The sequence below is a fragment of the Streptomyces prunicolor genome (assembly GCF_045162825.1).
Classification (GTDB): domain Bacteria; phylum Actinomycetota; class Actinomycetes; order Streptomycetales; family Streptomycetaceae; genus Streptomyces; species Streptomyces prunicolor.
The window spans coordinates 9,929,205-9,952,925 of the sequence record NZ_CP108676.1; the positions used below are offsets into that span (position 1 = coordinate 9,929,205).

The window sequence follows — 23,721 nt, forward strand, 5'->3', positions numbered from 1 at the left end:
GGGGCCGTTGAGGGGACTTCGGCGGCCAGCCCGTACGACCGCTGCCGTCCGGATGCTTACGGTGGTGGCCCACGAGGAGGTGAGTGCGATGTTCCCTGCCCCCGCCCCGGCGGACCCGCCCGGGACCAGCCGCAGCACGTCGGCGACGATCCAGCCGAACATCCTGCGCTATCTCGTCGTCGTCGCCGAAGCACGCGGTGTCGATCTACGGCCGCTGCTGAGCGAGGTCGGCCTGGACGAGACGCTCATGCGCTCGGCCGCGCTGCGGGTGTCGTACCGGCAGGGCAGCGCGGTGATCCGGCGCGCGGTGGAACTCACCGGGGACGAGCGGCTCGGCCTCAGGGTCGGCGCGGCCCAGCACCTCACCGCGTGGGGCCTGCTCGGCTTCGCGCTACTCGCCGACGACACACTCCGGCACGCCATCGAGACCGGCGTGAAGTACCAGAACCTGTCCGGCGCGATGACCGTGTGGTCGACCCTCGTGGACGAGCACGGCGCCTTCGTCCTGCGCGCCGACCTCCCCGACCCCGCCGTCGACCCGAGCGTGGCGTCCTTCCTGATCGAGGAGGGCTTCGCCTCCGTGATCACCCTCTCCCGGCTCGCCGTCGGCCCGGACTTCACCCCGCGCGTGGTCGAGTTCTCCTCGCCACCACCCCGCCAACGCGAGCTCTACGGCGCCCTGTTCGGCTGCCCCGTCCGCTTCCGTGCCCCGGCCGACCGCATCGTCATCGACCCCGCGTGGGCCCGCGCCCGGATGCCAGGGCGCGACCCGGTGACGTACGCCTCGACCCTGGAGACCCTCGACGCCCAACTCGCCTCCCGCACCGACCAACAGGACCTCCTCGAAGTGCTGGAGGTGTCCGTCGCGCAGAGCCTCCCGGTGATCCCGTCCTTCGGCGAGCAGGCCCGACGGCACGCGACGAGCGAACGGACGCTGCGCCGCAGACTCGCCGACTGCGGCACGACGTACGAGGCACTGGCCGAGGGCGTACGCCGAGAACGCGTCGAACAGCTGCTGCTGCGCCCGGAGTTGACGCTGCGTGAGATCGCCCGCCGCGCGGGATTCTCCGACGAACGGGTCCTGCGCCGCGCGGTACGCCGCTGGCACGGCACCTCCCCGGTGCAGTTGCGGGAGCAGTTGCTCCGGGCGGCGGCACACCGCGAGTGACCCCGTCAGGCGGTGGTCAACGGGTGCGGATCCAGACCGTCTTCTCCCGGGTCCACTGGTCGAAGGCGTTCGTCGACTTCTCCGCGCCGCCGAACCCGGACTGCTTCCAGCCGCCGAAGGGGGTGGTGATGTCCCCCTCGCTGTACGCGTTCACGGAGACCACGCCCGCCTCGATGCCCCGGGCCAGCCGCAGCGCGGTGTCGAGATCGCGGGTCCAGACGGAGGCGGCGAGCCCGTACTCGGTGGCGTTGGCCATCCGTACCGCCTCGTCCGCCGAGCCGAAGGTCTCGACGGTGACCACGGGACCGAACAACTCCCTTGTGAGTACGGCGCTTTCGGCGGGGACTCGGGTGATCACGGTGGGCGGGTAGTAGGCACCGCGCGCGGGCAGCCCGTGGGGGAGTCCCGCGGTGTGGATCTGGGCGCCGGCCGCCCGGGCGGCGTCCACGGCATCGGCGACCCGGTCGAAGGCGGCGCGATTGATGAGCGGCCCCTGCTGGGTGCGCGGGTCTGCCGGATCACCGATGACGAGTTCCCTCGCGGCGGCCACGAACCGCTCCACGACCTCCTCGGCGATGTCGCGGTGCACCAACACCCTTGAACCGGCGGTGCAGTTCTGCCCCATCGTCAGGAACGCGGCCTCGATCATGTCGCCGATGAGCTCGTCGCCGTAGGAGAGCGCGTCGGGCATCAGTACCTGGGGGCTCTTGCCGCCCATCTCCAGGGAGACGCGCTTGAAGTTGGTGTCGGCGGCGGCCTTGAGGATGTGGCGGCCGGTGGTGGTGGAGCCGGTGAAGGAGAGGGCCTGGACAAGGGGATCGCGGGCGAGGGCCGCGCCGGCCTCGTCGCCGTAGCCGGGGACGACCGTGAGCACGTTGTCGGGCAGGCCGGCCTCGATGGCGAGTGCGGCCAGGTGCAGGGCCGAACGCGGGGTCGCCTCAGCCGGTTTGAGCAGGAGGGAGTTGCCTGCGGCGAGAGCGGGGCCGACCTTCCAACTGGCCATCGCCAGGGGGTAGTTCCAGGGGAGGATCGCCGCGCCGACGCCGACCGGTTCGCGGGTGATGAGGCCCAGGCCGTCGGGTCCGCCCGGTGCGACCCGGCCGAAGATCTTGTCCGCCGCCTCGGCGAACCAGCGGATCGACTCGATCGCGCCCGGCACGTCCCCCGTACGGCACTCCGTGATCGGCTTGCCCGCGTCCTCGCTGTCCAGTCGGGCGAGGGTCTCGGCGTCGCGTTGCATCAGGTCGGCCAGGCGCAGCAGGACGGCGGCACGTTCACGGACGGGTCGGCGTGACCAAGTCCCGGTGTCGTAAGCGAGTTGGGCCTGTTCGGCGGCCTTGGTGACGTCGTCGGCGCTCGCTGCGGGGAGGGTGGTGATCGGTTCGCCGGTGGCGGGGTTGGTGATGCGCAGCGTGTCGTTCCTGGTCATGCTTCCTCCACCAACTCCCAGCGCCCGTCGGTCTGTCGGGCCAGTCCGCGGCGGCGGAGCTCCTCCAGATAGCGGGCCATGCCGCGGTCTCCGCGCTTGCGGAACAGGGGGAAGACCCTGGGCAGGAGGTTCGGTGCGAGCATCGCGAAACGCACGAGTCGGGACTCGCCGGACCGGGGGTAGGCCTCCAGGCGTGGCCGGTCCAGCAGGCTCACCACGGCCGTGACGACGTTCGCGGGCTGTTGCGGTGGCTCCTGGAACTGCATGGAGTTGCCGCCGTCCACCGCCTCCTGGCGCAGCATCCGGGTGTCGGTCGCAGAGGGCAGCACCGACCCGGCCAGGATGCCCTTGCTGCGCAGGTCGAGGCCGATGGCGAGCATCGCGCCGCGCAGCCCGAACTTGGACGCCGTGTAGATCGGGGTCTCGCCCAGCGGGAAGATCCCGCCGAGGGAGACCGTGGTGACCACCCGGGCGTCCCGGGATGCCTTCAGCAGGGGGATCGCGATCCGCGTCGCGACCAGCGGGGAGGTCAGGTTGAGGGAGATCTCCCGCTCGATGCTCTCGACGCTGCGCATGTCGAAGCGCTCCGCGCTGGTCATGCCGACGTTGTTCACCAGCACGTCGATACGGCCGTAGTCATCGGCGATCTGCTCGAACAGCCGCTCCACGTCGGCGCGTTGCAGCAGATCGCAGCCGATGCCGGTGTGGCCGAGGCCGGGTAGCCCGGCGGCCACCTTCTCCGCGCGGACCTCGTCGATGTCGACGACGACACAGCGTGCGCCACGAGCGGCGAAGCGGTGGCACAGGGCGCTGCCGATGCCGCCCGCGCCACCGGTGACCAGCATGACCTTGTCGGTGAAGTCGAACCTCCTGCTCACGCCGTCGCCTCCACACGGTGAGTGGCGGACCGCACCGGCGGAGCCTGGCCCTCGGTGCGCCAGCCCATCTGGCGGGCGACCTTGCCGAGGTACTTCACGAACGCCCCGCTGTCGACGTAACCGGTGTGACGCGGCGAGGCGACGAACTTCAGCCCGCCGGACAGGTCGGGTCGGTCGGCACGGATCATCTGGGTGAACCGCTCGGCGTTGGTCAGACCGTGACGCGTGTCGTTCAGATACCCGGCGATCAACTGCGCCTGGCTGTCGAAGAGTTGGTAGGCGCCGGAGTTGGTCTCCACGAACCCGATCCCGAACAGGCCCTGGTGCTCGCGCGAGAACGACGACAGATACAGGTCGGGATGCTGCTCGTGGCCGAAGTACCGCTGGGCGACCGGGACTTTGTGGACGTAGCCCGTCGCCAACAGGATGAGATCGAAGTCGTCGCGCGTGCCGTCCGTGAAGTGCACGGTGCTGCCCTCGGCGCGGGCTATCCCGGGCCTGGCGGTGATGTCGCCGTGCCGGAGGTGGTGGATCAGCATCGAGTTGATGGCCGGGTGGGTCTCGAAGAGCTTGTGGTCCGGCTTCTGGAGGCCCAGGCGGGTCGGATCGCCGTTGACGATCCGCAGCAGGCCGCCGAAGACGCGCTGTGCCAGCCACATCGGCAGATGCGGACCGCTGTTGGCGATGGTGTCCACCGGGTGCCCGAACAGATGCTTGGGGATGAACCAGTACCCGCGCCGCATGCTGATCACCGCGTGGTCCGCCGTCCGGGCCGCGTCGCACGCGATGTCGCAGCCGGAGTTCCCCGCACCCACGACCAGCACCCGCTTGCCCCGGAGTTCCTCCGCGCTGCGATAACCGGCGGTGTGCCGGACCTCACCGCTGAACTGCCCCGGAATCTCAGGGCTGTTGGGGTGCCACTGCGAGCCCGTGCACACCACGACCTGCCCGTGCAGGCTCTCCCGCCCGTCGGTCCGGACGACCGTCCAGGTGCCGTCCGCGTTCTTCTCGACGCTCTCCACCCCGACGCCGAACTCGATCCGGTCCGTCAGTCCGTAGGCGTCGGCGAAGGACCGCAGATACGACAGGATCTGCCGGTGCGGCGGATAGTCAGCGAAGTGGTCCGGCATCGGGAAACCGCCGAAGCCCGACAGGGTCCGGCTGGAGATGAAGTGGGCCGACTCGTACATCGGCCCGCCCGGGTTCTCGATGTCCCAGATACCGCCGAGCCCGGTGTGCCGTTCCAGATGTGTGTACGGCAGCTTCCGCTCGGCGAGGGCCCTGGCGACGGCCAGCCCGGCAGGCCCTGCCCCGATCACACACGTGTCCAACTGGCTGTCTTCCTTCACGAGCCTGCCTCCTCGGTCGTCCCGTTCGACGGGTGGTGGAGGAAACGTATGCACTCGCTGAGCCGCGCGAACTGACCCGCGCGGCCAGGGACCGGACCTCAGCGGCCGTGCCGCGGTCACGGCCGGCAAGCTGGGCGAATCCCGACCTGTATCGGAGCGAATCCCGACTTGTTCGGACGACTTGTTCGTGAGACTAAGTCGGTATGATGGGGTCATGGCTCACGTCTCCGCGGCCGAGCGCCGCCCCCAGCTCATCAAAGCGGCCATCGACTTCATGACGAGGGAGGGGGTCGCCGCCGGCAGCACGCGTGCCATCGCCGCCGAGCTGGGGGTCGCCCAGGCCACGGTGCACTACACCTTCGGTACGAAGGAAGGGCTGTACTTCGCGGTCATGGAGCAGCTCACGGAGGATCTGGTGGCCCAGGTCGAGCGGGCGGCGCCGGCCGACGGAGGGTTCGAGGAGACGGCGAGCGCGTTGGTGGCCGCGCTGTGGCGGACGGTGCGTGAGCAGCCCGAAAGCCATCAACTCCTCACGGAACTGACCATGTTCGCGCTCCGCTCGCCCGCGCTGAGCGAGGCTCTCGAAGCCCACTACCGGGGGGTGACCGAGGTGACCGCGAAGCTGATCACCGAGGCGGCCGAACGCACCGGCCAACCCCTCGCGCAGCCCGTCGACGCGATCGCGCGGTTCTTCCTCGCGGGGTTCGACGGGCTCATGCTGCAACACCTCGCGCTGCCCGACGAGGCGGCCGAGCGCATCTGCCTCCAGGCCTTCGTGGCCGCCGTGGTGGCGATGGCGGGCGGGCGGCTGGAGCTGCTGCCCGTGCCGCTGGGCTGACGCGGCGAAGGGCGCCCTCGTACGGTACGAGGGCGCCCTTCGCGTGTGGTCGGTCAGCGGTGCGCGCCGACGGTCTCGGAGCGGATCAGGGTGTTCAGGCCGGCCATCGAGGTGCGCATGTTGGCGCGCATGCCCGGTCGCTGTATCCGGTCGAGCAGCAGCCCGAGGGGGCCGAGCCCGATCACGTACTCCACCCGGTAGGTCATCCGCGTGGCCTCCTTCCCGTCGGCGCTTCGAGTCGGCTCGAACTCGAAGATGCTGGTCACGTCCTTGAGCGGGGCGAACCCGACCCCGGTGTCGACGCGGCGCCTCAGGGGATCGATCTCCATCACCGTCCACACCGAATTCGTGCGCAGCGGGCCGAGGGTGCGGTTGCGTTCGGCGTACGTCCTGCCCAGGGTGGCGAGGCCGTGGTGGTCGGTGACCTCGATGGCACCGGCGACCCACTCGGCGTACCGGTCGGTGCGGGAGACGACCTCCCAGACGCGCTCTACGGGAGCGTTGACGACGGCCTGTTCGGTGACGTGGAACTTGGTCATGAGGGGTTCTCCTTCTTCCGGGTTCGTACTTCGAGGGCTTCTGGGCCGGTACTTCTGGTCTCGTACCTGTGGTCTCGTTCAGCTCTGGTGCAGGAGTTCGGCGGCGGTGTGCCGGCCGGAGCGGACCGCGCCGTCCATGAAGCCGTTCCAGTACGGGGAGAACTCGGACCCCGCCCAGTGCACGCGCCCGAACGCCCGGCCCAGCCACTCCCCGTACTCGGTGAGCACTCCGGGGGCGGCGACGGACGTGGGGCCGCCCTGCGTCCACTGCTCGGCGGTCCAGTCCTGCTCGACGTAGTCGGCGGTGTCGTAGGCCCGTTCCCCGACGACCTGGGCGAAGGAGCGCAGCACCGCGCCGCGCCGCTCGCCCGCCGGGCGGTGGGCCCACTTGCGCCACTCCTTGCCGCCGAGGAATCCCATGAGCACGCCCGGTCCGCCGTCGGGCGGGGAGTTGTCGAACATCTCGCGGATCGGTGAACCGCCCCGCAGCAGCCCCATGCCGGACAGGCCCTCGGCCCGCCAGAACGGGGTGTCGTAGACGGCCACGCACTTCATGAGCGTGCCGAACGGCAGCCGCTGGAACAGCTGGTCCTGCTGCGGTGGCAGCAGCGGGTCCCAGACGATGCGCGAGGCGAGAAGCGGCGGTACGGCGACGATCACCCGGTCGGCCCGCCAGTCACCGGCGTCGGAGACCACCGTGACTCCGTCGGCGTCCTGGCTGATCCGCCGCACCGGGGCCAACAGGTGGACGCGGCCGTCGAGTTCCTCGGCCAGCCGGGTCGCGACCAGCTGCGAGCCGCCGACGAACCGGCTGTCCTGCGCACCGCCGGAAGTGCCGGTGCCGCGCTCCATGGTGCCCGGGTGGAGCTCGTCGCCGAACGTCGAGACGTACCAGAGGCTGAACAGCGCCGACGCGTCGCGCGCCTCCCCGCCGTACGCGGAGTTGAGGAAGATGTTGATCAAGTCGACGGCGTCACCGGTGAGTTCGGCCTTGCGCAACCAGGTCTCGTACGTCATTCCGTCCAGGTCGCGGGCGTTGGGCGCCCGCCACGGAGCCGCCGGGGGCACCTTGCCCGCGGCCTGGCCGATGCGGGCCAGGGCGATGCCCATGTCGGGGAGGGCGAGGAGGTCCGGGGGAGTGTGCCCCGCGAACCGCCTGGCCCTGCCGTCGCGGACGTAGACCCGCTCTCCGGACACGGCGGTCTCGTACGTGGCCACGCCGACCTCCTTGGCCAGCGCCAGGATGTGGTCCTGGGTGGGGCCCACGAACTGCCCGCCGATCTCGGTGACTTGACCGTCGCCGAGGTCGTGGTTGAGCAGCCGCCCGCCGACCCGGTCGCGGGCCTCCAGGACGGCCACGGACCTGCCCGCGGCGACGAGTTCGCGGGCTGCGGTGAGTCCGGCCAGTCCGGCGCCGATCACGACGACGTCGGTCCGTGTGCTGTGCGTACGGGGCATGGTCACTCCTTGGCTCACGGCGGTGAAGGTGAAGGGGATGCCGAACAACTTACATGCGACATTGTCGGTCGACAAGGTCGAATGTTTTTGTCACTTGAACCTGCGACCTGAGCTGGGCTTATGTCGGATGAGGCGTGCGTCACGATTGAATGACTCTGTCGACCGACTTGAGCAGGTGATAAAGTCCGGCTCGTCGATCGACATCCCCCCTTCCTCCGCCCCCTTCCAGGGAGTTAGTCATGGCTGTCCTCCTTCACCGGCTGGGCCACAGCGCCTACCGGCACCGCAAACTCGTCCTGGGTATATGGCTCTTCGTGCTGGCCGCGTTCATCACGTGCGTCGGCGTTTTCGGCGGCAAGCTCGACGACCGCTTTTCGGTGCCGGGCACCGAGTCGCAGCGGGCGTTGGACAGCCTGAGCAAGACCCTTCCGGAGGCGGCGGGCGCGAGCGCCCAGATCGTCTTCACGGCGCCCGAGGGGCACCGGATCACCGAATCCCCGTATGCGGCCGTCATCGCTCGGACCGTGGCGGAGACCGAGCGGGCACCCCAGGTCAGCGCGGTCGTCGCCCCGAGCGCCTCCGGTGCCGTCTCCGCCGACCGGACGACGGCGATCGTCCAGGTCCAGTACCGCGTGCAGACCGCGGAGGTCGGGACCTCGTCCGTGGACGCGATCAAGAGCGCGGCCCACGCGGCGGAGCGGGACGGGCTGCGGACCTCGGTGGGCGGTTCCGTCTTCAACAGCAAGGGAGTTCACATCGGGCCGTCGGAGATCATCGGCGTGGCCGTGGCGCTGCTCGTGCTCGTCGTCACGTTCGGTTCGCTGCTCGCCGCCGGCATGGCACTGTTGCCCGCGCTGATCGGTGTCGCGGCCGGGCTCAGCGGACTGCTCGCCCTCGCGCCCGCGGTCAGCATCTCCTCAACGGCCGTCACGCTCGCCCTGATGCTGGGGCTGGCCGTCGGCATCGACTACGTCCTGTTCATCCTCTCCCGCCACCGACAGCAACTCGCCCGCGGCACCGACCCGAAGGAATCCGTCGCGCTGGCCGTCGGCACGGCCGGCAGTGCCGTGGTCTTCGCCGGTGCGACCGTGATCATCGCGCTCGCCGCGCTGAGCGTCATCGGCATCCCGTTCCTGACCACGATGGGTCTCGGAGCGGCCGGAGCCGTCCTCATCGCGGTGCTGGCCGCGATCACCCTCGTCCCCGCCGTCGCGGGATTCGCCGGTACGCGACTCGCCCCCAAGCCCGGCAGCCGCGCCGCCCGGCGGGCCGCCGAGGCGGAAGGAGCCACCGACGTCGAGGGAACCACCGGCCGCGCCACCCTCGGCACCCGCTGGACGAAGTGGGTCATCGCAAAGCCGCTGCTGACCGTGCTGGCCGTCACCGGCATCCTGGTCACCCTCATGCTGCCCGCCGCCGACCTGCGCCTGGCCCTCCCGGACAACGGCTCCGCCCCGCACGCCTCCACCCAGCGCACCGCCTACGACACGATCAGCGCGAAGTTCGGCCCCGGCTTCAACGGCCCGCTGCTCGTCCTGGCCGAGACCAACGACCGTACGGCCGCCGCGAGTTCACAGGTCGGCGCCCAAGTGGCCGCGAAACTGCGGACCTTGAAGAACGTCAAGGCCGTCCTGCCGCCCGAGCCCACCAGCGACCCGGCACAGAGCGTCGTCACGGTGCTGCCCAACTCCGGTCCCGACAGCGTCCGTACCGACCGGCTCGTCCGTGACATCCGCTCGGCCGCGTCCGACCTCCGGGCCACCACCGGTGCCTCGATCGCGGTCACCGGCACCACCGCCGTCAACATCGACGTGTCCAACCGGCTCAGCGACTCCCTGCTGCCCTTCGTCGCCATCGTCGTGGGCCTGAGCCTGCTCCTGCTGATGATGGTCTTCCGGTCGCTGGTCATCCCCGTCAAGGCCGCCGTCGGCTTCCTGCTCTCGGTGGGCGCCTCGCTCGGCCTGGTCGTGGCCGTCTTCCAGTGGGGCTGGCTGGCCGACGTCCTCGGGGTGCCGCACAGCGGGCCCGTCGTCAGCTTCCTGCCGATCATCCTGATCGGCGTGCTGTTCGGACTGGCCATGGACTACGAGGTGTTCCTGGTGTCCGGGATGCGTGAGGAGTGGGCCCACACCGGCCGGGCCCGCCAGTCGGTCGTCGACGGCGCGCGGCACAGCGTGCGGGTCGTCACCGCCGCCGCGCTCATCATGTTCACCGTCTTCGCCGGGTTCTTCCCGCTGGACGACTCCCTCATCAAGCCCATCGCGTTCGCCCTGGCGGTCGGCGTGGCCATCGACGCCTTCGCCGTCCGCATGACGCTCGTACCGGCGGTACTTGCTCTCGCGGGGCGGGGTGCCTGGTGGTTGCCGGCCTGGCTGGACCGGCTGCTGCCCGACCTGGACGTCGAGGGGAGCAGCCTCCAGAAGGTCGTACCGGCGGACAGCGACGAACCCGAACCCGTAGGTGCGGGTGGGGTGCGTGGGAACTCCGGGGAGTGATGGGCCGTTACCCAAATACCGGGCCTTGGGGCGGAGTTGAAGAAGATTTCACCCGAGCCCCGGGGTCCGATCCCCAGGGCTCGCCCGAGTCACCGGGTCCGCCCAACCACCCTTCCAACAGCCCCCGTTCACCCCCACTCGTCCCCGGAGGCCCGAACGATGACCCGGATCCACCCCCACGCACACCCCCACCCCACCCGGCGCGCCCTCCTCGGCGGAGCCGCCCTGACCGCCCTCGCCATGACGACCGGCACCGGCACGGCGAGCGCCAACTCATCGACCACCCCGGCCGGTTGGCCCACGGAGTTCTCCCTGCCCAACGGCTTCCTCCCCGAGGGCATAGCCATCGGCAGCAGGCCTTACGCCTACCTGGGCTCCCGTGCCAACGGCGCCATCCACCGCACCGACCTGCGCACCGGCGAGGGCGAGATCCTGACCGAGGGCGCCACCGGCCTGGTGTCGGTCGGGCTGAAGCTGGACCACGACGGCCTGTTGTACGTCGCCGGCAGCACCGGGGTCGCGAGAGTCGTCGACTCCCGTACCGGTGACGTGCTGACGACCTATCAACTCACCGCCTCCACCGGCCACTTCATCAACGACGTCACGCTCCTCGGCGACCGCGCCTGGTTCACCGACTCGCTCGACGCGGTGCTCTACGGCGTACCGCGCGGCCGTACGGGCGAGGTCACCGCCCTCCCGCTCACCGGTGACTGGGTGCAGACGCCCGGCGTGAACAACGCGAACGGGATCGTCGGCACCCCGGACGGGCACGGCCTGATCGTCGTCAGCAGCACACCCGGCAAGCTCTACCAGGTGTCCCTGAAGACCGGCCACGCTACGGAGATCGCCCTGAGCGGCGCGTCGGACGTGGTCAACGGGGACGGGTTGTTCCGGATCGGCCGGACCCTGTACGTCGTCCAGAACCGGCTGAACCGGATCAGCGTGTTCGACCTCGACGTCAGGGCCACCACCGCGACCCTGCGCCGTACGATCACCGACCCGCGCTTCGACGTCCCGACGACCGCCGCCCGCTTCGGCAACCGGCTCTATCTCGTCAACGCCCGCTTCACCAGCCCGCAGACGCCGGACACGACGTTCACCGCTGTCGCCGTATCGATCTGAGGTGCAGCGGGCGGGGCCCCGAAGACGCGCAACGGGGCCCCGCCCGTGGGTCGTTCGTGCCTCAGCGGTTCGGCGCCGAGTCAACCGCCGCTACGACACGTGCCGTTGGCGACCCAGCGGCGGCGGCAGCGGTGTTCGCACCGGCCACCGGAGCCGACGTATCCCCGGACTTCTGTCGCGGGCGGCGCAGCAACAGCACGCACACCAGCGCGGCGAGGAGAGTCAGCGCCCCGGCCACCACCAGGCACAGCCGCATGCCGTCGAGGAAGGAGTCGCCCAGTGCGCCCAGGGCGCGGCCGGTGTCCGCGCCGAGGTTCATGCGGGCGACGGCGCCCAGGCCGCCCGCGTCGGCGGTGGAGACGATGCTGCGCTGGGTCGCGCCCGTCACCCCGGCGTCGGTGAGGTGGCCGGGCAGCGTGTCGAGTGCCTTGGTGGTGAGCAGGGCGCCCAGGACCGCCGGGCCGAGCGCGCCGCCGACCTGCCGGAACGCGTTGTTGCCGGCCGCCGCCATCCCGGCCTGCTGATACGGCACGGAGGCCACGGCGGTCGCGGTCATCGGCGTCATGACGGTCCCGATGCCCAGGCCCAGCAGCGCCAGCCGCCAGGCGATGGACGCGAAGGAAGTGTCGGCGTCGACGCCGGTCAGCGAGAACAGGGCGGCGGAGATGACCAGCAGACCACCGGTGATCAGGACGCGCGGAGCGACCCGGTGCATCAGTCGCCCGACCGGTATACCGATCACGATGGCCGCCGCGGTGACCATGAGCAGCCGCAACGCCGCCTGGAGCGTGTCGAGTTGCTGCACCAGGCCGAAGTAGAGGCTGAGCAGGAAGAAGAAGCCGATCAGCGCCAGGAAGGTGATCATCGCGACCAGTGTGGTGGCGGTGAACGCCGGGCTGCGGAACAGCGTCAGATCCAGCATCGGGCTCTCGCTGCGCAGCTCGGCGAGCACGAACGCGACCCCGCCGACCACCGCGGTGAACAGCGCCACCATGACCTTGACGTCCGTGAAGGAACCGGCGCCGCCCTCGATCACGCCGTAGACCAGCGCGGTGATGGAGAGGGCGGCGGTGAGCTGGCCGGGCCAGTCAAGCTTGCGGCCGTGCGGGGCCCGGGAGTCGGGCAGCAGGCGGGCGGCGACGCCCAGCGCGATCAGCGGGACGGGGACGGAGATGAGGTAGATCCAGCGCCAGGCGGCGTGGTCGAGGATAACTCCGGCGATCAGCGGGCCGACGGCCAGTGCCGCCATCAACGCGGTCGCCCACAGGCCGATGAACTTGCCGCGCTCCCGGTGGTCCGGCACCGCGTGGCTGATCAGCGCCAGGGTCGTCGGCAACAGGGTCGCCGCGCCGAGACCGGCGAGGGCCTGGCCGATCCACAGCACCTGCACCGAGTGCGCGGACAGGGCCACGGCGGCGCCGGCGGCGGAGAACAACAGGCCCGCCTGGAACACCTTCTTGCGTCCGTGCACATCGCCGAAGACACCGGCGGTGAGGATGAACGCGGCCATGGGCAGCACGAACGCGTCCTGGACCCAGGACAGTTGGGCGGTCGACGCGTGCAGCGCCGACTGGATGGCGGGCAGGCTCACGGCGACCGTGGTCACCGGCAAGTAGGCGACGAAGACGCCGAGACAGGCCATGACGAGGGTGGCCGCCCGCCGCTCGGGCCGCCCGCTCGCCGGGATCGTGACGTTCACGGGGAACTCTCCTTCTCGAATGCGGTGCCCTCGAACTCGAACGGGCACGCGTCTCAGGATCAGCTCCGCCATGGACAATCACCAACGTGAGACCGAGAAGCGACGAGAAACCTCTACCCGGCGCCGTTTCGATGTCACACTTCCTTCATGATGGACGAAGTCGACGGGAAAATCCTCCGCGCGCTGCAGTGTGCGGCGCGCGCCTCGTTCCGGCTGATCGGCGAGGTGGCCGGGGTCTCGGAGCAGACCGCCGCCCGCCGCTTCCACGCCCTGCGCCGCTCCGGGGTGATGCGGGTGGTCGGCCTGGTCGACCCCGCCGTCCACGGCGACGCCCGCTGGCTGGCCCGGATCCGCTGCCGCCCCGACCGGGTCGGCCCGCTCGCCGACGCGCTCGCCCGACGGCCCGACATCGCCTACGCGGGCCTCGCGTCCGGCGGTTCGGAGATCATCTGCGTCATCACCGCGCCGGTGCACGTGGCGAGCGACGACGTCCTGCTGCGCCAACTTCCCAAGTCCGCATCGGTGCTGGACGTGAGCATCGACCTGCTCATCCATCCGTTCGGCGCGTCCGGAGTGAGCGACTGGACGGGCTACGGCGGCCGGCTCACGCCCGAGCAGGTACAACACCTGGTCGGCGACCGGCAGTTGGCGCCCGCCGGGCCACCCGTGCCGCTCACCGCCGAGGACACCCCGCTGCTCGACGCCCTCGCGGAGGACGGCCGCGCCACCCACACCCAACTCGCCGACGCCACCGGCTGGTCCACGGCCCGCGTGGCCCGCCGACTGGACGCCCTGGAGAGTTCGGGGGCGCTCGCCTACGACGTCGAACTGCTCCCCGCACGCCTGGGGTTCGCCCTCAACGCCACCCTGTGGCTGCGCGTCGCCCCGGCCCACCTGGAGCGCGTCGGCGAGGAACTCGCGGTCCACGACGAGGTCGCCTTCGCCGCCGCCATCAGCGGCGACTCCAATGTGATGGCCGTCGTCATCTGCCGCGACACGGAACACCTGTACCGGTACCTGACCACCAAGGTCGCCACCGTCCCGGGCATCGACGGCTACGGCCTGAGCATCCACGTCCACCGCCTGAAGCAGGCGACCTCGCTCATCTCACGCGGGCGACTGGTGCCCCCGGCGTTCGCGTGACGCGGCCGGAACGCAGGGAGCCGGACCACCCGCGGTGGCGGATGATCCGGCTCTCAACTGCCGTGCCGTGCTTGGTACTTCGTCGCTACGGCGGCGGAGCAGTGCTTCGGGTCGGCGCTTCGGGTCAGCGCTTCGTGTAGATGAAGCCGACCTTGTCCAGCTCGTCGCCGGAGCGCCCGTGGAAGCCGGCGATCTGCCATCCGGACGGGGCGGTGCGGGTCACGCAGTCCGAGGTGGTGGTGCCACCGGCCAGGGTGTTGCCCAGGTTGGTGGTGAACTTGGCGTAGAAGATCCGCGTGGTGTCGCTGTACTTGCCCTCGCACAGGTACGCCGACGTCACGTACTCGCCGCTGCCCAGCGTCAGCGAGGACGCGGTGCCGCCGGTCCCGCCGTGGGTGAGGGTGGTGCCGTTGGCGAGGGTGACGCCGACCTGGTCGACGCGGGAGCCGGCACGCAGCGAGATCTTGGTGGCGCGGGCGGCGGCCGGGACGCTGTCGATGTCCTGGTAGTAGTCGCCGTGCGGTCCGCCGAACTGGTCGCTGAGCTGGAAGTCCGCGTTCTGCGACCAGGTGAAACCGACCGTGATCGGGTCGTGGTCGGAGAGCATCAGGCCGTCCGAGGTGAGGAACTTGGCGTGCTCGTTGTTGTACGAGGTCGCGTTCAGCGTGACCAGCTTGCTGCTGCGGTAGAGGACCTTGTCCACGACCTCGCAGGTGTTGGGCACGGTGGCCCCGGTCTGGTCGCACAGGAGGGTGTCGCTGCCCTTGGCCGGTGCCACGCCGCCGCGGATCACCTTGACCCAGGCGTCGGTGAGCCCGTTGGCGGCGCCGAACTCGGCGATGGTGTCGGCGGTGCGGGTGTAGCGGGTGTTCGTGTCACCCATCACCACGACGGCGTTGCCGGCCGAGTGCGTGCCGATGAACGAGGTCAGCTGGTTGAGGTTGTCCGCGCGGGAGGCCTCGTCACCGTCGTTCGTCCCCGCGTTGGTGTGCAGGTTGTAGAAGTCGACGTACACCCCCTCGGACAGCCGCTCCCGCATGAAGGTGAAGCCCTTGGGGGTCAGGCAGTCGCCCGAGTCGACCTGGCAGGAGTTCCAGCCGACCCGCTCGAAGTCGTCGCCGTCCCAGGCGTAGTTGGAGACGGTGTTGAGCCCGCTGCCGATGCCCGCGCCGCCGCTGGTCGCGGTGCGGTAGGGGTGGGTGTCGGTGGAGTACAGGTAGGCGTGGTAGTTGAAGTCCTCCTGCACGTTCACGATGTCGTACGGGGCGATGCGCGTGCCAATCGCCGTGGTGCTCGTGTCGCGCGGCGTCGAGGCGCTGGACAACCACTCCGGCAGCCCGGCGACGTTGTACGTGAGCACGTTGAAGCTGCCCGACGTTGCGGCGGCGGCCGGTGTCGCGGCGGCCACCGTGATCCCGCCCAGGGCCGCGGCTGCGGCCGCCAGACAGGCGAGAAGTCTGCGCATGGGGAAGTGCCTCCTGCGGAGTGACAGAGGGGGAGGGTGTTGCGGCGGTCATGTCAAAATGTAGCGACAAGCGCTTGCTATGACTCCCCTTCGGCCACACCGAATCTGGAATTCCGGGTGGCGCGGAGATGGCCAAGTCCCGTCGCCTGACCGTTTGTTGTCGGTGCGGGGGGATACGGTCCACAGGTATGGCATACGACATGCACATCACCCGGCACGAGGAATGCGGGGAAGACTGCGGGGAGGAATGTCGGGGCGAGCGCGGACCGCCGACAACGGCCGAAGAGCGGGCGGCGGTCCTGACGGCCGACGCCGAACTGTCCATGATCCCGGCACCGTTGAACCGGACCGGACCCGCACGGTGGTCCGCGTTGCTGAACACGCGCCCTGACGAGAGCCGCTTCGGGACGGCGTTGCGCTGGAGCGAGCGCGGGATCAGCGCCAGGAACCCGGTCTCTTCCAACCGCCGTCCCTGACCGCTACGACCGAGCCAAGTGCCGCATCGTCAGCGCCAGTTGCAGCCGCAGTCGCCCCTGCGGAGTGCGTACCGGCCAGCCCAGCAGGGACTCCGCGTGGGTCAACCGGTCCTGGAGCGTGGAGTGGTGGACGTTGATCTCGGTGGCCGCCGCGCGCAGGCTCGTGGTGCCGGCCACGGCGCTCAAAGTGGCCAGCAGCCAGGGCGCGTTGGCCGCCGCCGCTTCCACGTCATGGACGTCGGCCGGCGGTTCGGCACCCGGTACGACCAGTTCGGCGAGGAGGGCGATACCGCCGAGCTCGTCGGCGTGCACGACGCGCGGGCCGGGGTCCTGTGCGGTGCCGTCGGCGGTGAAGCGGAGGGCGGTGCGGGCGGCGGCCCAGGAGCGGGGCAGGTCCAGTACCGGGACGGCGGGGCCGATACCCAGTCGGCCTGCGGGCAACTCGCCGTCCGTGTGCGGTGGTTGAGGACCGGAGCCGTCATGGGCCGCCTGCGGATCACTGTCCGACACAACTCGCGCGCCGGACGTACCGGTGTCCCGGGGCGCGGCGAGGACGCGGGGCCGTCCGTCGAGCGGGGCGAGAACCCGGGCCCGGGTCGCGGGGTCGGTCGCGTCGAGGCCGAGGCGGCGGGCCGCGTGCAGCCGGGCTGCCTCGGGAGCCGTGGCGTCGAGAAGGGTCTCGATCAACTCCGGGTCCTCGGCGGGCACCCGGCCCCGGGTCCGATCGAGCACGAGCCGCACGGCACCGGCCGCCCGCTCCAGGATCACCGCGTCGACGACACTGGGCGGCGCCTGCGCCGTACGCTCCAGCCACAGTGCGGAAGCCCCGCCCGGCGTCAGCGCGGCGGAGGGCCACGCGGGATCCGGCGATTCCTCGCTGTCCCTGCGCGTACCGTCCGCCTCGACCCGCACCCGAACCCGCCGCTCAGCGTCGACCAGCCGCGCGGCACACCCGGCCAGCACCGCCGCCCCACGCACCAGCGCCTCGAGCCCGGCCCGCGACTCGGCGAGCCGATCGAAGTACCCGATGACCCGCACGGCGGCACCGGCGTCCGGATCCAGCGCGGTCAGGCGCCCGGCCAGCTCTTTCATAACCCCATGGTGCGGCATGCCACCGGCGGAGAGGAGGGACGGGACGTGGGTATCTCGCCCGGAGCGTCCCTGGACAGACTGAGGGGCTTCCTCGGTGTGCCGCTCGTGCACGGTGCGTCGGTGTCGCCGCGGTCGTGGGTACGCGCCGCCGGCGGTCTCCGTATTCGGTGTGCCTTGCCGGCGGCGGGGGAGAGGCCGGGACGCGGGCAGTGCGCTCGGGCTGTCTCCGGAGCGGCCGAGGGGCTTCCTCGGTGTGCCGCTCGTGCACGGTGCGTCGGTGTCGCCGCGGTCGTGGGTACGCGCCGCCGGCGGCGGTCTCCGCATTCGGTGTGCCATGTCGGCGGCGGGGGTGACGCCGGGACGCGGGCAGTGCGCTCGGGCTGTCTCCGGAGCGGCCGAGGGGCTTCCTCGGTGTGCCGCTCGTGCACGGTGCGTCGGTGTCGCCGCGGTCGTGGGTACGCGCCGCCGGCGGTCTCCGTATTCGGTGTGCCTTGCCGGCGGCGGGGGAGAGGCCGGGACGCGGGCAGTGCGCTCGGGCTGTCTCCGGAGCGGCCGAGGGGCTTCCCTGGTATGCCGCGCGCGGACGGCATGCCGGTGTCACCGTGGCCGCGCTCTCACCGCGCTCATGGCGAAGCCGGCTCACGTGCGCCGCCCGGCCACGTTGGGGACGCCGCGGCGCACCGGTGCCATCGCGGCCCTGCCCTCACCCCCTCAACCTGCCCCCAACAACCGCCGCAGCCAACTCACATGCGCGGCCCGCGCCGCCTGTGAGACCGTCGCCTGGGGAGCGAAGCCGTCGAAGCCGTGGAAGCCGCCGGGCCAGACGTGGAGTTCGGCGATGCCGCCCGACTGCCAGAGGCGGGACGCGTAGGCGACGACCTCGTCGCGGAAGGTCTCCGCCGAGCCGACGTCGAGGAAGGCCGGGGGCAGGCCGGTCAAGTCCTCCGCGCGGGCCGGTGCGGCGTACGGCGAGACGTCGGGACCGCCGCGGCGGTCGCCGAGGAGGGCGGTCCAGCCGGTCTCGTTGGCGGTGCGGTCCCAGACGCCGACGCCGACCATCTGGTGGGCGGACGGGGTGTCGTTGCGGTCGTCGAGCATCGGGCAGAGCAGGAGCTGGCCGATGGGGCGCGGGCCGCCGCGGTCGCGGGTAAGGAGGGCCAGCGCGGCCGACAGGCCGCCGCCGGCGCTCGCGCCCATGATGACGATCCGCTCGGGATCGCCGCCGATCTCCTTCGCGTGCTCCGCCGTCCACAGCAGACCGGCGTACACGTCCTCGATCGGCGCGGGGTGCGGGTGTTCGGGCGCCAGCCGGTACTCCACCGAGACCACCACCGCGTCCAGCTCCCGCGCGTACTCCAGCGCCCCGGTCACCCCGACCCGCCGGTCGCCGAGCACCATCCCGCCGCCGTGCACGTGATAGATGACGGGCAGCGCGCCCGCCGTCGCCGGTGCGGTCGGACGGCAGATCAGCAGCGTGATGTCGGGTTCGCCTACCGGGCCCGCCACCTCCCTGTCCTCGATGGCGAAGGCTCCGTCGAGCGTGAGATCCATCTGCATCGACTGCGTGATCGCCGGGCCCCGACGGATCTCGTCGATGTCCTCCATCGTCATCCCGGGCGAGATGAACTCCTTGATCAACTCCAGCGCAGCGGCGAGTTCGGGGTCGAACGGGGGCGGGGGCGGGACGGAAGTCATGCGCTTCTCCTGACGCTGGGCGCGGCGGCTCGTACGGCCATGATCCGCGCGTGTACCCCCGATCCGCCCACCGCCGTCCGGCGGAACCTCTCCGCCGTCCGGCGGGTGCCTTGTCAGGACGTGACCTGTTGTTCACCTTCGGGACGTGGAAGGGATCATCCGTGTCAACAACGATGTCAAGATCCCAAATGCACCAGGAGCACCACCCGTGAACATCTCCCTGACCGTCTGGCTGCTGACGATCGCCGCCCTCTGCGCCCTCGTCGGCGCCGACTTCCTCATCGGCCGCAAACCCCACGACGTCTCGCTCAAGGAAGCCGGCGTCTGGACCGTGGTCTGGGTCGTGCTGGCCTGCCTGTTCGGGCTCGGGCTGTTCTTCTACGGCGGGAGCGGGCCGACCGGGGAGTTCTTCGCCGGGTACATCACCGAGAAGTCGCTCAGCGTCGACAACCTCTTCGTCTTCGTGCTGATCATGGGCAAGTTCGCGGTGCCGTCCCAGTACCAGCAACGGGTGCTCATGGTCGGCGTCCTCGTCGCCCTCGTCCTGCGCGCCGGCTTCATCGCGGCCGGCGCGGCGATCATCTCCACGTTCTCCTGGGTGTTCTACCTCTTCGGCGCGTTCCTGATCTGGACCGCCTGGAAGCTCGTCCAGGACGCCCGCAAGGGCCACGAGAACGAGGAGTACGAGGAGAACAAGCTCCTCAAGATCGCCGAACGCCGCTTCGGCGTGGCCGACCGCTACCACGGCACCAAGCTGTTCATCACCGAGAACGGCAAGCGCATCATGACCCCGATGCTGGTCGTGATGCTCGCGATCGGCTCCACCGACGTGCTCTTCGCCCTCGACTCCATCCCCGCGATCTACGGCCTCACCCAGGACCCGTACATCGTCTTCACCGCCAACGCCTTCGCCTTGATGGGCCTGCGCCAGCTGTACTTCCTCATCGGCGGCCTGCTGAAGAAACTCGTCCACCTCAGCTACGGCCTGTCGATCATCCTCGGCTTCATCGGCGTCAAGCTCGTGCTGCATGCCCTGCACGAATCCGGCGTGCACGTCCCGGAGATCTCCATCCCCTTCTCCCTCGGCTTCATCGTGCTGGTCCTGGCGGTGACGACGTTCACCAGCCTGTGGGCCACGCGGGCTGCCGACGAGGATCCCGCCGTCAAGTCGTAGGCGTGGAGCTTGACTTCGAGAGCGCTCGAAGGCCTACGGTCACGAAGGACGGTGAAGGTCTGAAGGTCCGGGTGGGCCGTGAAGTGGACCGTGAAAGGGAGTCGGGCATGCGCGTCGGCGTACACATCAACCGGTTCAACCATTCCGGAGGCCCGACGGCGGTCGGGCCCGAGCTGGCGGCTGTCGGCGCCGCGGCCGAGGCGGCGGGCGTCAGCTGGCTCTCGGTGATGGACCACTACTTCCAGATGGAGTTCAACGGCGGCGCCGAGGACGCCATGCTGGAGGCCTACACGACCCTGGGATATCTCGCAGGCCGCACATCGACGGTCCAACTGGGCGCGCTGGTCACGGGGGTGACGTACCGTCAGCCCGGACTCCTCGCGAAGATCGCCACCACGCTCGACGTCCTGTCCGGCGGCCGGGCCACGCTCGGCATCGGGGCGGCCTGGTACGACCGCGAGCACCACGGCCTCGGTGTGCCGTACCCGCCGGTCGCGGAGCGTTTCGAACGGCTGGAGGAGACCCTGCGGATCTGTCTGCAGATGTGGGACCCGGAGACGAACGGCCCCTTCGAGGGCAAGCACTACCGACTCGCCGAGACCCTGTGCGTGCCCGCGCCGGTCAGCAGCCCGCACCCCGAGATCATGATCGGCGGCGGTGGCGAGAAGAAGACCCTCCGGCTGGTCGCCCAGTACGCCGACGCCTGCAACCTGATCGTGGCGACCCCGGACGAGCTGCGGCACAAGCTCGACGTGCTGCGCGGTCACTGCGACAGGCTGGAGCGCGACTACGACCGTATCCGCAAGACGATCGTGTACAGCGGCGAGTCGGTCACCGCGGGCGACGGCGACGCGTTTCTGCGGGAGATCGCCGGCTTCACGAAGCTCGGTGTCGACACGGTGATCCTGGGCCCGCGCACGGGCGAACCGGCCGAGTGGATCGAGCGGTTCGTGGCGCCGGCGGTGCCACGCCTGGCCGAGCTGACCTGACCTGACCTGGGATGAACTGACATGAAAGGGGCCGGAGTTCCTACGGGCTCCGGCCCCTTTCGATGGTCGAGCAGGGTGCCTCGATCAGGCGGCGACGGCCTCGCCCGCGTGACCCTTCAGCTGGGAGAGGACCTCGGTCAGCTGGGCGACGACCTCGGCGTCCTCCGACGGGTGGGTCTCGGCGAAGCGGACCACGGAGCTGGGGATCGAGAGCTTGATCTCCTCGATCACCTTGCCACCGGCGATGCCCACGGCCTTGCGGGCCTCGTCCTGCGCCCACACGCCGCCGAACTGGCCGTACGCGGTGCCGACCACGACGACCGGCTTTCCGCCGAAGCCGCTGGCGCCGTAGGGGCGGGACAGCCAGTCGATGGCGTTCTTCAGGACGGCCGGGATGGTGCCGTTGTACTCGGGGGAGAAGAAGAGGAACGCGTCGGCGCTGCCGGCGGCCTCGCGGAGCTTGGCGGCGGCGGCCGGGACGTTGCCCTCGACGTCGATGTCCTCGTTGTAGAACGGGATCTCGGCGAGACCCTCGAAGATCTCGATGTCGGAGCCCTCGGGCGCGAACTTCACGGCGGCCTCGGCGAGCTGGCGGTTGTGCGAGCCGGCACGCAGGCTGCCGACGAGCGCGAGGATACGAACAGACATGGGGGACTCCAAGAGGGGGGCTGAAACACTGCCGTTACGATCCGGACCGAGGTCCGTTTAAATGTTGTACCAGGCTAAGCGGACCGCGGTCCAGTTTTGTTCCCGGTGCTTTACGCTGTCTTCATGTCCAGCGCCCTGCCACCCTTTCCGAAGCCCGAGGAGTCAATAAGCGAACCCCAGTTGCTGGAGGTCCGCTCCTTCGCCGACGAGCCCTGCCTGCGCGCCGACGCGGCCCGCAACCGCGCCAAGCTGCTGGAGGCCGCCGCCCGGCTGATCGCCGAGCACGGAGTGGCCGGCGTCACCATGGAGGCGGTGGCCGCCGCCGCCCAGGTCGGCAAGGGCACGGTCTTCCGCCGCTTCGGCGACCGCACCGGCCTGTTGATGGCGCTGCTGGACCACTCCGCGCAGACGCTCCAGGCGGACTTCCTCGGCGGCCCGCCCCCGCTGGGCCCCGGAGCCCCGCCGGTCGAGCGGCTGCGGGCGTTCGGTGTCGCGGTGCTGTACCGCCACGCCGAGCAGCTGGACCTGCAACTGGCCGCGCAGCCCGAGCCCACCCGCCGGTTCGCCCACTCCGCGCTCCGGGCGCTGCGCACCCACGTCACGATGCTGCTCCGGCAGATCATCCCGGACGCCGACTACGAGCTGCTGTCCCAGACGCTCATGGCGTACCTCGACCCGGCCCTGATCCACCATCTGACCCGGCAGTGCGGGATGCCCATGGAACGGCTTGAGGCCGGCTGGATCGACCTCGTCGACCGCGTGACCGGGACTCAACTGCCTCGCTGAGTCGGTCCGTTGGGCTGCGCCCGGCTCGGCCGCGGTGCTCGACTCGGCCGCCGCGGGAGGTGAAGAGGCCGAGCACGTCCTCCGGCCCGGCCGCCGGTACCGCCTGCGCAGGCCGTGCCCGGCTCAGCCACCCATGCCGGCGAAGAAGTCGAGCATCCCCTGCGGCGCGTCCTGGCCGAACATCAGGACCCCGTTGGCCGCGGACTCCGCCGCCGACTCCTCGCCGCGCGGGAACAGCTTCGTCTCGTACGCGGCCAGCGCGGCCTCGGTGTCGCCCGGGTGCGCGGCCAGCGCCTCGCCCAGTTCGGCGCCGTCGAGCATGGCCAGGTTGGCGCCCACGCCCGCGAACGGCGACATCAGATGGGCCGCGTCGCCCAGCAGCGTGACCCCGGGCACCCGCTCCCAGCGGTGTCCGATCGGCAGGGCGTGGATGCGCCGCGGGGCGAGTGGCCCGTCGGCGTCGGCGAGCAGCGCCCGCAGGCTCTTGTCCCAGTCCGCGAAGTGCCCCAGGGTGTACGCCTTCGCTGCCTCGGTGTCCGTGAAGTCGACCCCGTCGAACGCGTCCTCGGGCACGGCGAGCGCCGCGTAGATGTGCAGGCTGCCGTCGGTCTCGCGGTGGGCCAGAAAGCCCTTGCCCGCACCGAGCGCCATCATCATGCCGCCGCCGACGACCTCGGCGCTCACGGGATGCCGTAGGTCGGCCTCCGGAAGGTCCACCTCGACGAACGAGATGCCGGTGTACGCGGGCTTCGCGTCCGAGAGCAGGGGCCGCACCCTGGACCAGGCGCCGTCCGCGCCGATCAGCAGATCGGTGGTGAAGGAGGTGCCGTCCGTGAGCGTCACCTCGTGTCGCCCGCCGTCGAGTTGGCGGGCGCCGGTGACCTTCGCGCCCCAGCGAACGGTGCCCTCCGGGAGTGAGTCGAGCAGCAGATCGCGCAGCTGGCCGCGGTCGACCTCCGGGCGTCCGCCGGTGCCGTCGTCGGGGTCGTCCAGGAGGACCGTGCCGGCCTTGTCGAGGACGCGTGTGCTCTCGCCGCCCGGGTTGACCAGCGCGCGGAACTCCTCGTACAGGCCCGCCGCACGCAGCGCCGGCTGGCCCGAGTCCTCGTGGATGTCGAGCATGCCGCCCTGGGTGCGGGCGGCGGGGGAGGCGTCCAGGTCGAAGACGGCCGCCTCGACGCCGTTGACGTGCAGGACCCGGGCGAGCGTGAGTCCGCCGAGTCCGCCGCCGATGATCGCGAGGGGGTGATGGGTGGTGGTCATGATGGGCCTCCTTTA

Annotated in this window: 20 protein-coding genes; 9 read left to right on the forward strand and 11 right to left on the reverse strand. The window is 70.7% G+C overall.

Features of this window, described 5'->3' with window-relative positions; genetic code table 11:
- Positions 1-88: 88 nt before the first annotated feature.
- A complete protein-coding gene (locus tag OG588_RS44880; protein ID WP_405952298.1) occupies positions 89-1,168 on the forward strand; it encodes an AraC family transcriptional regulator in 1,080 nt (359 codons plus the stop codon).
- Between the two features lie 16 nt (positions 1,169-1,184).
- Here OG588_RS44880 and OG588_RS44885 read toward each other — a convergent pair whose 3' ends face one another.
- Genes OG588_RS44885 through OG588_RS44895 form a run of 3 tightly spaced genes read right to left on the reverse strand, consistent with a single transcriptional unit; the run spans position 1,185 to position 4,824 of the window.
- Positions 1,185-2,597: an aldehyde dehydrogenase family protein gene (locus OG588_RS44885; protein WP_405952299.1), complete on the reverse strand. Its 1,413-nt coding sequence runs from the start codon at positions 2,595-2,597 to the stop codon at positions 1,185-1,187.
- Positions 2,594-3,442, reverse strand: a complete 849-nt coding sequence (locus tag OG588_RS44890) for an SDR family NAD(P)-dependent oxidoreductase (RefSeq protein ID WP_405953375.1) — start codon at positions 3,440-3,442, stop codon at positions 2,594-2,596. Before OG588_RS44890 ends, OG588_RS44885 begins: the two co-directional genes overlap by 4 nt.
- Before the next feature lie 29 nt (positions 3,443-3,471).
- Positions 3,472-4,824 (reverse strand): flavin-containing monooxygenase, encoded by a 1,353-nt coding sequence (locus OG588_RS44895; RefSeq protein ID WP_405952300.1) that lies wholly within the window; start codon positions 4,822-4,824, stop codon positions 3,472-3,474.
- Positions 4,825-5,038: 214 nt separating this feature from the next.
- Between OG588_RS44895 and OG588_RS44900 the strand changes: the two genes are divergently transcribed.
- Complete coding sequence (locus OG588_RS44900; RefSeq protein WP_405952301.1) at positions 5,039-5,662, forward strand: TetR/AcrR family transcriptional regulator; 624 nt, start codon at positions 5,039-5,041, stop codon at positions 5,660-5,662.
- A gap of 53 nt (positions 5,663-5,715) precedes the next feature.
- Here the strand turns inward: OG588_RS44900 and OG588_RS44905 are convergent, their stop codons facing one another.
- Entirely contained in the window at positions 5,716-6,201 is a 486-nt protein-coding gene (locus OG588_RS44905; RefSeq protein ID WP_405952302.1) for an SRPBCC family protein, read from the reverse strand.
- A 78-nt stretch (positions 6,202-6,279) separates the two neighbouring features.
- Positions 6,280-7,659 (reverse strand): flavin monoamine oxidase family protein, encoded by a 1,380-nt coding sequence (locus OG588_RS44910; RefSeq protein ID WP_405952303.1) that lies wholly within the window; start codon positions 7,657-7,659, stop codon positions 6,280-6,282.
- Between the two features lie 239 nt (positions 7,660-7,898).
- Between OG588_RS44910 and OG588_RS44915 the strand changes: the two genes are divergently transcribed.
- Both OG588_RS44915 and OG588_RS44920 read left to right on the forward strand, forming a co-directional pair.
- Positions 7,899-10,154 carry an MMPL family transporter gene (locus tag OG588_RS44915; RefSeq protein WP_405952304.1) on the forward strand — a complete coding sequence of 752 codons (2,256 nt, stop codon included), beginning with the start codon at positions 7,899-7,901 and terminating at the stop codon, positions 10,152-10,154.
- A gap of 159 nt (positions 10,155-10,313) precedes the next feature.
- Entirely contained in the window at positions 10,314-11,276 is a 963-nt protein-coding gene (locus OG588_RS44920; RefSeq protein WP_405952305.1) for an SMP-30/gluconolactonase/LRE family protein, read from the forward strand.
- A gap of 61 nt (positions 11,277-11,337) precedes the next feature.
- On the opposite strand, the gene OG588_RS44925 is transcribed toward OG588_RS44920, so the two are convergent.
- Positions 11,338-12,975, reverse strand: a complete 1,638-nt coding sequence (locus OG588_RS44925) for an MFS transporter (protein ID WP_405952306.1) — start codon at positions 12,973-12,975, stop codon at positions 11,338-11,340.
- A 147-nt stretch (positions 12,976-13,122) separates the two neighbouring features.
- On the opposite strand from OG588_RS44925, the gene OG588_RS44930 reads away from it, so the two are divergent.
- A complete protein-coding gene (locus OG588_RS44930) occupies positions 13,123-14,118 on the forward strand; it encodes an Lrp/AsnC family transcriptional regulator (RefSeq protein ID WP_405952307.1) in 996 nt (331 codons plus the stop codon).
- Positions 14,119-14,242: 124 nt separating this feature from the next.
- On the opposite strand, the gene OG588_RS44935 is transcribed toward OG588_RS44930, so the two are convergent.
- Positions 14,243-15,583 (reverse strand): jacalin-like lectin, encoded by a 1,341-nt coding sequence (locus OG588_RS44935; RefSeq protein WP_405952308.1) that lies wholly within the window; start codon positions 15,581-15,583, stop codon positions 14,243-14,245.
- Between the two features lie 188 nt (positions 15,584-15,771).
- Here OG588_RS44935 and OG588_RS44940 point away from each other — a divergent pair, with 188 nt between their 5' ends.
- Positions 15,772-16,059, forward strand: coding sequence for a hypothetical protein (locus tag OG588_RS44940; protein ID WP_405952309.1), 288 nt, complete (start codon positions 15,772-15,774; stop codon positions 16,057-16,059).
- Between the two features lie 3 nt (positions 16,060-16,062).
- Here OG588_RS44940 and OG588_RS44945 read toward each other — a convergent pair whose 3' ends face one another.
- Together OG588_RS44945 and OG588_RS44950 are read right to left on the reverse strand one after the other, a co-directional pair.
- Complete coding sequence (locus tag OG588_RS44945; RefSeq protein ID WP_405952310.1) at positions 16,063-17,151, reverse strand: helix-turn-helix domain-containing protein; 1,089 nt, start codon at positions 17,149-17,151, stop codon at positions 16,063-16,065.
- A 711-nt stretch (positions 17,152-17,862) separates the two neighbouring features.
- A complete protein-coding gene (locus tag OG588_RS44950; RefSeq protein WP_405952311.1) occupies positions 17,863-18,846 on the reverse strand; it encodes an alpha/beta hydrolase in 984 nt (327 codons plus the stop codon).
- Between the two features lie 208 nt (positions 18,847-19,054).
- Between OG588_RS44950 and OG588_RS44955 the strand changes: the two genes are divergently transcribed.
- Together OG588_RS44955 and OG588_RS44960 are read left to right on the forward strand one after the other, a co-directional pair.
- On the forward strand, positions 19,055-20,020 hold the full coding sequence (locus OG588_RS44955) for a TerC family protein (RefSeq protein ID WP_405952312.1): 966 nt from the start codon (positions 19,055-19,057) through the stop codon (positions 20,018-20,020).
- Positions 20,021-20,127: 107 nt separating this feature from the next.
- Positions 20,128-21,009, forward strand: coding sequence for an LLM class F420-dependent oxidoreductase (locus OG588_RS44960; protein ID WP_405952313.1), 882 nt, complete (start codon positions 20,128-20,130; stop codon positions 21,007-21,009).
- 84 nt (positions 21,010-21,093) lie between these two features.
- Here the strand turns inward: OG588_RS44960 and OG588_RS44965 are convergent, their stop codons facing one another.
- Entirely contained in the window at positions 21,094-21,657 is a 564-nt protein-coding gene (locus OG588_RS44965) for an NAD(P)H-dependent oxidoreductase (protein WP_019057642.1), read from the reverse strand.
- Positions 21,658-21,762: 105 nt separating this feature from the next.
- On the opposite strand from OG588_RS44965, the gene OG588_RS44970 reads away from it, so the two are divergent.
- A complete protein-coding gene (locus OG588_RS44970) occupies positions 21,763-22,443 on the forward strand; it encodes a TetR/AcrR family transcriptional regulator (RefSeq protein ID WP_405952314.1) in 681 nt (226 codons plus the stop codon).
- A 123-nt stretch (positions 22,444-22,566) separates the two neighbouring features.
- Here the strand turns inward: OG588_RS44970 and OG588_RS44975 are convergent, their stop codons facing one another.
- Positions 22,567-23,706 (reverse strand): FAD-dependent oxidoreductase, encoded by a 1,140-nt coding sequence (locus tag OG588_RS44975; protein ID WP_405952315.1) that lies wholly within the window; start codon positions 23,704-23,706, stop codon positions 22,567-22,569.
- Between the last annotated feature and the right edge of the window lie 15 nt (positions 23,707-23,721).

Coding starts and splice junctions, on each gene's coding strand:
- OG588_RS44880 (WP_405952298.1), top strand. CDS start 89: ATGTTCCCTGCCCCCGCCCCGGCGGACCCGCCCGGGACCAGCCGCAGC.
- OG588_RS44885 (WP_405952299.1), bottom strand. CDS start 2,597: ATGACCAGGAACGACACGCTGCGCATCACCAACCCCGCCACCGGCGAA.
- OG588_RS44890 (WP_405953375.1), bottom strand. CDS start 3,442: ATGCTGGTCACCGGTGGCGCGGGCGGCATCGGCAGCGCCCTGTGCCAC.
- OG588_RS44900 (WP_405952301.1), top strand. CDS start 5,039: ATGGCTCACGTCTCCGCGGCCGAGCGCCGCCCCCAGCTCATCAAAGCG.
- OG588_RS44905 (WP_405952302.1), bottom strand. CDS start 6,201: ATGACCAAGTTCCACGTCACCGAACAGGCCGTCGTCAACGCTCCCGTA.
- OG588_RS44910 (WP_405952303.1), bottom strand. CDS start 7,659: ATGCCCCGTACGCACAGCACACGGACCGACGTCGTCGTGATCGGCGCC.
- OG588_RS44915 (WP_405952304.1), top strand. CDS start 7,899: ATGGCTGTCCTCCTTCACCGGCTGGGCCACAGCGCCTACCGGCACCGC.
- OG588_RS44920 (WP_405952305.1), top strand. CDS start 10,314: ATGACCCGGATCCACCCCCACGCACACCCCCACCCCACCCGGCGCGCC.
- OG588_RS44930 (WP_405952307.1), top strand. CDS start 13,123: ATGATGGACGAAGTCGACGGGAAAATCCTCCGCGCGCTGCAGTGTGCG.
- OG588_RS44935 (WP_405952308.1), bottom strand. CDS start 15,583: ATGCGCAGACTTCTCGCCTGTCTGGCGGCCGCAGCCGCGGCCCTGGGC.
- OG588_RS44940 (WP_405952309.1), top strand. CDS start 15,772: ATGGCATACGACATGCACATCACCCGGCACGAGGAATGCGGGGAAGAC.
- OG588_RS44945 (WP_405952310.1), bottom strand. CDS start 17,151: ATGAAAGAGCTGGCCGGGCGCCTGACCGCGCTGGATCCGGACGCCGGT.
- OG588_RS44950 (WP_405952311.1), bottom strand. CDS start 18,846: ATGACTTCCGTCCCGCCCCCGCCCCCGTTCGACCCCGAACTCGCCGCT.
- OG588_RS44960 (WP_405952313.1), top strand. CDS start 20,128: ATGCGCGTCGGCGTACACATCAACCGGTTCAACCATTCCGGAGGCCCG.
- OG588_RS44965 (WP_019057642.1), bottom strand. CDS start 21,657: ATGTCTGTTCGTATCCTCGCGCTCGTCGGCAGCCTGCGTGCCGGCTCG.
- OG588_RS44975 (WP_405952315.1), bottom strand. CDS start 23,706: ATGACCACCACCCATCACCCCCTCGCGATCATCGGCGGCGGACTCGGC.